The organism is Rhodoblastus sp. 17X3 (genome assembly GCF_030056575.1).
Taxonomy (GTDB): domain Bacteria; phylum Pseudomonadota; class Alphaproteobacteria; order Rhizobiales; family Beijerinckiaceae; genus Rhodoblastus.
The window spans coordinates 146,418-153,183 of sequence record NZ_JASHHX010000009.1; the positions used below are offsets into that span (position 1 = coordinate 146,418).

Annotated in this window: 5 protein-coding genes; 2 read left to right on the forward strand and 3 right to left on the reverse strand. The window is 65.4% G+C overall.

Translation table 11 applies throughout. The annotated features are described in order from the left end of the window. Positions 1-302: 302 nt before the first annotated feature. From QM467_RS10825 to QM467_RS10835, 3 genes are all read right to left on the reverse strand, one after another. Positions 303-1,922: a hypothetical protein gene (locus tag QM467_RS10825; protein WP_283366329.1), complete on the reverse strand. Its 1,620-nt coding sequence runs from the start codon at positions 1,920-1,922 to the stop codon at positions 303-305. Between the two features lie 96 nt (positions 1,923-2,018). Continuing rightward, entirely contained in the window at positions 2,019-2,384 is a 366-nt protein-coding gene (locus QM467_RS10830) for a hypothetical protein (RefSeq protein ID WP_283366330.1), read from the reverse strand. Positions 2,385-2,603: 219 nt separating this feature from the next. Next, positions 2,604-4,235, reverse strand: a complete 1,632-nt coding sequence (locus QM467_RS10835; RefSeq protein ID WP_283366331.1) for a mucoidy inhibitor MuiA family protein — start codon at positions 4,233-4,235, stop codon at positions 2,604-2,606. A gap of 205 nt (positions 4,236-4,440) precedes the next feature. Between QM467_RS10835 and QM467_RS10840 the strand changes: the two genes are divergently transcribed. Together QM467_RS10840 and QM467_RS10845 are read left to right on the forward strand one after the other, a co-directional pair. Further along, positions 4,441-5,379, forward strand: a complete 939-nt coding sequence (locus QM467_RS10840; protein WP_283366332.1) for a DMT family transporter — start codon at positions 4,441-4,443, stop codon at positions 5,377-5,379. Further along, positions 5,366-6,541, forward strand: a complete 1,176-nt coding sequence (locus tag QM467_RS10845; RefSeq protein WP_283366333.1) for a lytic murein transglycosylase — start codon at positions 5,366-5,368, stop codon at positions 6,539-6,541. The genes QM467_RS10840 and QM467_RS10845 overlap by 14 nt, the downstream gene beginning before the upstream one ends. Positions 6,542-6,766 lie beyond the last annotated feature (225 nt).

Below are 6,766 nucleotides of genomic sequence, written 5' to 3' on the forward strand. Positions count from 1 at the left end.
ATTGACCGAATTCGTGCAGGTCCCGATGGGCGGCTCTGCGGTCATGCGGCGCTGAATGGTCGATTTCCTTGTCATCGGACCCATAATAGGCTCGGTTGAAGCTCAAATATAGCACTCAAACCGATTGCGGGCGCCGTCCTCAATCGGGACGCGCCCCAACGCTCGAAGCGCTAAGCGTCCATATTGGCGGAATTGCGGCTTTGCCTTACGCCTCGACCGCCAAAAGAAGAGCCTCCGCCCGATGGGAGCGAAGGCTGATCGTTTCTCGCAATCGGGAACTGCGATCAAAGACGTTCTCGGCGTCAGAGATTCTTGGCGTTGCCCTTGAGGATCTTGTAGCGCTTGCCGTCGCCGTCCACGTCGAAGAAGGTGGCGACATTTCCCGCGACCTCGACCGTGTAGCAGGTTTCTTCCTTCTCGCCGGCGAAGATGAAGCAGGCCTTGTCGCCCCGCACCGCCCATTTGCCGGTCGCGACTTCGTCGTCGTCAAGCTGCTTTACGGCGCCGTCGGCGGCGTAGAACTCGCTGAGCGGGGAGCCCTCCGAATCCTTGCCCGTGATTGTGTTGCCGACAAGCGCGCTCCAGGCCGCGAGGCCGGTCAATTTCCTTGTCTCCGCGGGCGCCTGGGCGTCGGGCGCGGGCGGCGTCGGCGTGGCGAGGACCGCGAGGGCGGGGGCCGTTCCTTCGGCGACGGCGGTGACGTCGAAGCGGCCCAGAGCCTGTTGCGGCGCTTCCAGCCCCGCCATCTCCGCGAATTTCGGCGCGGGCGCTTTCGCATTCAGGCTCAGCGTCAGGCTCTTGCCATTGGCGATGAAATTGAGGAGGCCTTGCGAGATGGTCGCGGCGGCGGGGATGTCCGGCATCATCAGCGGACCCTGCGCCACAAGGGCGCTCCATTCCGTCTTGACGGCGACGGGCGTCTTGCTCCCCGAAAGAGCTGCGATCGCGACGGCCTTGTCGAACGCGCCGGAGTTGACGATGCGGAGTTCGAGCGACTGGAGCGCCGCCGCTTCCATGGCGGCGCTCTTGGCTTTGGCGTCGCCGCCGAAAGCCGCCTTGTCGAGGCCAGACACCCGGCCGCGCAGACCGAAGGAGCCGATATTGACCGCCTCGATCCGATAATTGTCGAGCGAGAAGGTCTGCATCGCCGGATCATAGGTTCCGTCGATTTTCAGCGAGGCGTCGATCTTGTCATAGCCCAGCGCGGTCAGCATGGCGCCGCCCTGCGAAGACTTGGGCAGGGAAAGGCTCAGGCCACTGAGGGCGAAGCTGCTCTTGAGCGGCGAGTCGCCGTCGAAACTCTGGTCCGCCGTCGCCGAATTGAGGCGCAGGCGGATCAGATTGCCGCCGTCGGCGGTAGCGGGCGTATCCTTGTCTGGAATGCTCAGGTCGAAGCCGCTCCAGGCCACATGAGCGACGCGGAGCGCGGCGTTCTTCGCCTCGCGGGTGCGGATCGCGTCGGCCAGATGCTGGATCTGTACGCCGTCCACCGTCACGGCCTGGCTTTTGAAGACGAGTTTGCCGCCTGTTTCGACGGGAAGATCGGCTTCCGCCCCGCCGAGCGCCAGATGCGCGACGGCGCCCTGGTCGATTCCTTCGGCCTTGAAGTCGTGAAAGACGATCGCGCCGGGCTTGTCCGATGTCGCCGTCGCCTCGGGAATGGAAATGCGGGCGGCCTTAAGCTTGCCGATCAGGGCGGCGGCTTCGTCATTGGTCGCCGCGCCGGAAAAAAGCTTCGCCGCTTCTTCCTGCGTCAGGTTGGTGTCGACGATTTCTATATGTTTGAATGTGATTTTCGATTTTTCGCCGGTCGGAAGCGCGACATTGTCGAGCGAAATATCGGCGGCGCTCGCGAGGCTGGGCGCAAGCGCGGGCAGCACGAAAAGACTGGCGAGCAGGGAAAAACGGCAAAGCGTGGTCATCGATGGTCCTTGGCGGGAGGGCCGGCCGGGAAGGCGGGACTGCAACCTAAGGACGAAAGGTTGACGCCTTGCGAACACCCGCCGCGCCCTCCCGCCTCAGTGGAGAGGCTTGCTATGCGGCCGTGCTTGTCCGGTCTCGCTCGTCACACGTTTGACGATGGCGATGATCGCCGCCGGATTGGTGGGCTTGGTCATGAAAATGGCGGGGGGCAGGGCGCGCAGGCTGTCCAGCCGGGCGGACAGGAGGACGAGCTTGATTTTCGGCCATTGTCTTGAAACGACCTGCGCCAACTCGAGTTCGTCGCGTTGTTCGGCGAGGTTGATGAACAAAACGGAAATATCGCCGGAGGTTTGCAGAATTTCGACGGCGTCCTCAGCGGATTCAATCGCAAATGCATCGCAGCCAAACTGCCTGAAAGTGGCAATGACAAAAGCAGAAATCTCGGGTTCGTCTTCGACCACGAGTGCAACCGGCATTTTTGTCTCCCGTTGGCGAACCAGCCCGCTTGTTGAATGCCGTTTACAATGTCGCCCTGATCCAGAAAGCATTGATGGCGCGTCGCGATTTGGAAAACTGTGTCCTGACATCTGACAAGGCTAGCATGAACTCCTTCAAGCGAATCGGCCCTTTTGGGAGGGGCGTTCCTACGTCTTAATCGGTACCTGCGGCGCCGCTTCCGCTCAAGGAACGACAACCTCGCGGTCGGCGGGCCATTTCATGCGGTAGGCGAGGCGGATTTCCTTGTTTTCATTGGGGCCGAGGGCGAAGCGCCAGCGCAGCAGTCCGCGTTTGCCGTCAGGATCTTTGTCGTCGGGCGGCGTTGTCTGCGGCAAGGTCTCGACGACGATCGCCGAATTCTCGGAGAAAGGCGTCTGGTCGGTGACGACGGCGTTGATCGGGAAGTCGTGCAGATTGCGCACAATCGTCTTGAATTCGCGCGTTTCGAACTTGGTCTGGCCGAACCAGCCGGGCTCGTTTTCCTTACGCTTGACCGGCGCGCGCTGGACAATGACGCGCTCGTCCGCGCCAAAGCCGAGATCGCTCGCCTCATGCGGAGCGATCAACGGAAGCCGCTCCTGCCCGATGAGGGCGCCGTCGCGATAGATCGCCGCCGGGCCGGGCAGCAGCGGCGCCTCCTCGCCATTGACGTAATGGACCGAGAGAAAGGCGCGCGGGTCGAGCGCGGGCGTCATCCGCCAGGACAATTCGGCCTGCGGGCTCTGCGAGGCCAGCGCGATATTTTTCGCGGAGCCGTCGGCGGCGAGGCTGACTCGGCCCGGCGCGACAAAGCTCGCCTGATAGGCTCCAAATTCCACCTGCGCCTGCCGCGTCTCCGCCTTGGCGAGCATCGGCGCGGGCGCCGGCGCGGCGGGGGGCGGCAGGGCGTCGCCGGTCGCCGCGCCTCTTGCCTCCGCCGCGACGGGACGCGCAACCGGCGGCTCGTAAAAGGCGATGATCTGCGGGACGGCTTCGGGCGCGGCGACCGCGCCGGTCGCGCGGAAGGCGGCGAGCGTCAAGGCGACGTCGGTCCAGTCTTCTCCGGTGGCCTGCGTCACGACCGCGCGGCGCTTGAGTTCGAGCTGGGGCTTGCCGCCCTTGTCGCTGGTGGTGAGATGGGCTTCGTAAGCGGGCGTCCAGCGCGCCCCTGCGACGCGATAGGTCACGGCGAGGCGGAATTTGCCGCCGGCCGCCGCCTCGATGTCCACCGCGACGTCGCGCGCCGCGCCCTTGGGTGCCGGCGCTGGGCGGGCGGCCTCCAGCGCCCTGATGCGGACGTCGATCTCCTCGCCCGCCGCGCGCGCCTCGCGCAAAGCCTCGCCATTCCTGGCCAGCGCCGCGCCAACAGCATCCCAGGCCGCGCTCCAGTCCTCGGGCTTGAGGCCTTTTTCACCCTGTTTGTCTGGCCCGGACTGGGCGTAGAGCTGGGTCATCGCCTGTTTCGCCGCGAGCGCGTCGATTCTGACCTGCGCGGCCGCGCGCTCGGCGCGCAGAGCCTTGATTTGCGCGTCGAACGCGCTCTCGCCGGTCGCGGCGGGCGCCTTGCGGACATCGACGGCGCCCAGAACAAGGCGCGCCTCTCCCTCGCCGCCGATTCGCAGCGTCGCGGGATCGAGCCCGCCCGGCAGGCCCTGAAAAACGAGCCGGCTTTCGCCCGCCGGCAGGGCAATTTCCGCGACGCGGGTCACGACCGCCGCATCAGGATAAAGCGTGACCGAATCGATGCGCGAGGCGGCGTCGATTTCGGCGCCGAGGGCCGGCGCGGCCACAGCAAGGGCGACAAAGGAAAGAGCGGTCGGCAGAACAGGGCGCATGGGGACTCGGAAAGGTGAGCGAAGCAGGCCGCATGATGTGTGGGCGATTGCGTATTTTTTTCGACCGAGTTCAGGCTCTTTTTCCGCAAGCGCGCTTTCCGCGATTGCCAAGGGCGCCTTCCGCGATTGCAAGCCGCTTCCGCTGGACCGAAAGGCGAATCTTGGCCAAGGTCCACGCCCGATCCTCTATTGGAAAGAGTGAGAATTGCGCGCTTTTTTCGGCCGGGCCGCGCGGAGCCTGAATGAGCGCGCGGTCCTTCTGCTCGTGCTGACCTCGGCGATGTGGGGCGCCAATGGCGTCGTGAGCCGCGCGGCCGTCGGCGCCGTCGCGCCCATGACCCTGGTCGCCCTGCGCTGGCTGTTCGTCTGCGCAGTGCTGCTGCCGATCGTCCGCGCGCCTTTTCTGACCAATCTCCCCGAGCTGCGGCGGAACTGGCGCTTTCTCGCCGCCATGGCGCTATGCGGCTTTACCGGCTTCAACGTGCTGTTCTATCTCGCCGGCTACTGGACCAGCGCGGTTAACATCACGCTGTTGCAAGGCGCGATCCCGCCCATGGTCTTCGCCGGGGCGGCGCTGTTCAAAGGCGAATCCGTCACCCCGCGCCAGGTTGCCGGCATGGCCGTTTCCTTCCTGGGCGTCGGCCTGATCGCCACGCGCGGCGACCTCGCCCATCTCGGCGACCTGTCGTTCAATCTCGGCGACCTGATGATGCTCGCGGCCTGCGCGCTTTACGCCGGCTACACCATCGCCTTGCGCGGGCGCCCGCATCTGCCGCCCCTGGTCTTCTTCGCCGGCATGGCGGTCGCGGCCTTCGCGGCCTCCTTGCCCTTTCTGGCGGCGGAAATGGCGATGGGGCGCGCCTATTGGCCGAGCGGCAAGGGTTTCGCGCTCGTGCTCTTCGTCGCGCTGGCGCCCTCGCTGCTGAGCCAGCTGTTCTTCATGCGGGCGGTGGAGCTGATCGGACCGGGCCGCGCCGGGATCTTCTCCAATCTCACGCCGCTGTTCGGCGCCTTTTTCGCGATTGTTTTGCTCGGCGAGCCGTTTCACCTTTATCATGCCGGGGCCATGGCGCTGGGTCTTGCCGGCATCGCTTTGGCTGAATCGGCCAAGCGGCGAAAGGTCGCCAAAAATGAACCGTCGTGAATTTCTCGTCCTCGCGGCCAGCCTCGCCTCGGCTCCGGCTCTCGGGCAGAGCGCGGGCGATTTCGGCTCTTTCGTGGAAAGCCTGCGCGCCCCGGCGCGGGCCGCGGGCGTACCGGCAGAGATTTTCGATTCGGTCGCGTCCGGGCTGACGCTCGATCCATCGCTCGCCGGCAAGCGCGCCGCGCAGGGCGAATTCGTGCGGCCGCTGAAAACCTATGTCGAAGAGGCGGCCTCGCCCGCGCGCGCCGCCAAAGGCAAGGCGATGCGCGACAAATTCGCCGGGCCGCTGCGGCAGATCGCGGCGCAATATGGCGCGCCGCCAGAAATGATTCTCGCCCTCTGGGGCATGGAGAGCGATTATGGCGCCTCGCGCGGCGACCGCGATATCTTGCGCTCGCTCGCCACGCTCGCCTTCCTGCATCCGGACAATCCGGTCTATGGCCAGGAATTCGTCGCCGGTCTGGTTCTGATGCAGCGGGGCATTTCACGCGAAAAATTGCGCGGCTCCTGGGCGGGCGCGATGGGCGATCCGCAATTCATGCCCTCGGCTTTTCTGAAATACGCTCGTAGCTTTGACGGACGGGCAACCCCGGACATCTGGTCGAGCGGGCCGGATTCACTGGCCTCGATCGCCAATTTCCTGAAGGAGTCGGGCTGGCGCGCTGGATTGCCGCCATTGATCGAGGCGCGGATTCCCGCCGGCTTCGACTATGCGACGCTGCGCGCGGATTTTTCCGCTTTCGCCCGAGCCGGTCTCGCCCCGGTCGATGGCGGCGCGTTTCCTCCGTCCGGCGAGGCCATGCTGTTTTTCCCGGCCGGCGCGCCAGGGCCGGCCTTTCTGCTCAGCGAGAATTTCTTCGTGCTGAAGGCCTATAATTTCTCGGATTCTTACGCTTTTGCCGGTTCGGTCCTTGCTGACCGGATCGCCGGGCGTCCGATTTTGCGCGAAAAATGGCCGAATGAGGCGCTGCCCCTCGATCAGGCCGAGCGCGAGGCGATCCAGCGCGGCCTGACCGCGCGCGGCTTGTATGACGGGAAGATCGACGGGCGTTTCGGGCCGGTGACGCGGCTCGCCATCCACGCCTTCCAGCGCAAGGCAGGCGTCGCCAAGGCCGACGGCTATCCGTCGCGGGCGGTGCTGCAGCTGCTGAACGCGCGATAAGCGTGACGCGGCCTGCTCAGCCATGCGTTTCATGGCCGGACGGTAGCGCGGCCTGCTCAGCCGCGCGTTTCATGGCCGGACGGTAGCGCGGCTTACTCAGCCGCGCGTTTCATGGCCGGATAAGTGCAATGCGCGTCATTGGCGAAGGGCGACTCGACGTCGCGGACCTCCGCGAAGGGAATGCGCAGCGTCGACCAGACATCGACCATAGCCTCGACCAGATGC